This window comes from uncultured Acetatifactor sp. (assembly GCF_948601915.1).
In the GTDB taxonomy this organism is placed as follows: domain Bacteria; phylum Bacillota; class Clostridia; order Lachnospirales; family Lachnospiraceae; genus Acetatifactor.
The window spans coordinates 1-1,541 of record NZ_CAPDXS010000286.1 but is presented as its reverse complement, the minus strand read 5'-3'; the positions used below and the strand labels follow the sequence as shown (position 1 = coordinate 1,541).

The 1,541-nt window shown below is 50.8% G+C and carries 2 protein-coding genes; both read right to left on the bottom strand.

The window, feature by feature from the left end:
- Positions 1-465: hypothetical protein (locus Q2B33_RS24100; protein ID WP_300914344.1), on the bottom strand; the 465-nt coding region annotated here is incomplete at its 3' end.
- A 278-nt stretch (positions 466-743) separates the two neighbouring features.
- The gene (locus Q2B33_RS24095; RefSeq protein WP_129184671.1) at positions 744-1,427 is read right to left on the bottom strand and encodes a LytTR family DNA-binding domain-containing protein; all 684 of its coding nucleotides are present in this window, start codon (positions 1,425-1,427) and stop codon (positions 744-746) included.
- Between the last annotated feature and the right edge of the window lie 114 nt (positions 1,428-1,541).

The following is a 1,541-nucleotide window of genomic DNA, read 5'->3' as shown; positions in this document are numbered from 1 at the left end:
GTCGTGCATCTTCCTCCCCTGCCGCTCATAGACCGCCTGCATATCCCGGTAATGGACAAGCTGATCCTCTGTCTTTCTTGCAGACTCGGTTCCCATCCGTATTTTCTTCCCCCGCTCCAATATTTCCCGCAGCAGCCAAATGACAAGGAAATTGACCATGACCAGCCCTGTGGAAAGGAAAACGCAGATCTGTCGCAGTTCTGGCTGCTCCTTGCACCGGAAAAATGTCAATACAATGGAAGATAATGTAAACAAAGGCATCAGCCCCAGCTTCAGCCATTCTCCGTCCGTAAGTTCCCCATAATCCTCCCCCTCTTTCCATACCCTGCGGAAAAGAAAAATAAAGACAATCCAGCACACCTTTGCAAACAATGCCCCGGGGACGCTCCATATCCCCCATATGGCCTCCTGTGTTTCCCATAGATCCATCAGGCTGACTAACATCAGATCAGTCAGAAATATCATGGAATAATTTAACATAGAAAAATATATCCCCTGAATCCAGCCTGCCTGATAACACACCCTGCCAAGCAGGATATATCCTAAGATATACACAGGCAGTTTCCACATATCAATCCAGTATCCTGCCGTACTGGCAGCAAACATCATGGCCAGATATGCCGGAAATCTGTATCGGCAGAAAAAAATCCCTTTCTTCCGGCCCAGAAAAGTGTCAAAGAAATACACGTTCCCCCATGCCTCTACCACCATGATACAAACTGAAAACATCCACCGCCCCATAATCACTCCGCCCCCTTAAACAATGTGTACTGCCGCTTTACTTCCGGGTATCTGGACTTTGGGACGGAAATCTCCTTCCCTGTGGTCAGTACCATGACATAGCTGCCGAGTTTTCCGATGTACCTCATGTTGATGAGGAAGCTCTGGTGTATCCGCACGAAGCCCATCCCCGCCAGTTCCACCTCCAGCTCATCCATCTTCTTATAGATGCTGTATGTCTCCCCCGCCGTGTAGAACACGTTCTTGTGCCTGCTGGTCTCGATATAGATGATGTCGTCCACCCGCAGGCGCACGTTCCCCTCCACAAAATCGAACTCCACCACACGCTCCTCCCGCAGGATGTCCTCCACGCACTCCGGCAGCGTCCGTTCCAAGTCGTCCTTTAACAGGAAACGGCTGGCCTTCACCTTGTACCCGTCCAGCGCATAGTTCACATAGGCGGTCACCAGCACGATATGTACCTTCGGGCATTCCGCCTTGATCCTCCCCGCCGCCTCCAGCCCGTCCATGCCCTCCATGTTGATGTCGAGGAACACGATGCCACATTCCCGCACATACCCCATATCCGCATAAAGCTCCGCGCCAGAGCCGTATTCCCTTATCTCAAAACCATGCCCGCAGGCTTCCAGCAGCGCCCGCAGCGCATCTCTGTCCTCCCTGCTGTCATCGCAGATTGCTATCTTCATCGCATATCCCTCAATTCCATATTCTTTTCCACCATAAATTATATCGGATTATAGGGTATCCTATCAAATCCCATTGCACGAAACTCCCATAAATTGCACGAAACGACTATAAGC

Coding starts and splice junctions, on each gene's coding strand:
- Q2B33_RS24095 (WP_129184671.1), bottom strand. CDS start 1,427: ATGAAGATAGCAATCTGCGATGACAGCAGGGAGGACAGAGATGCGCTG.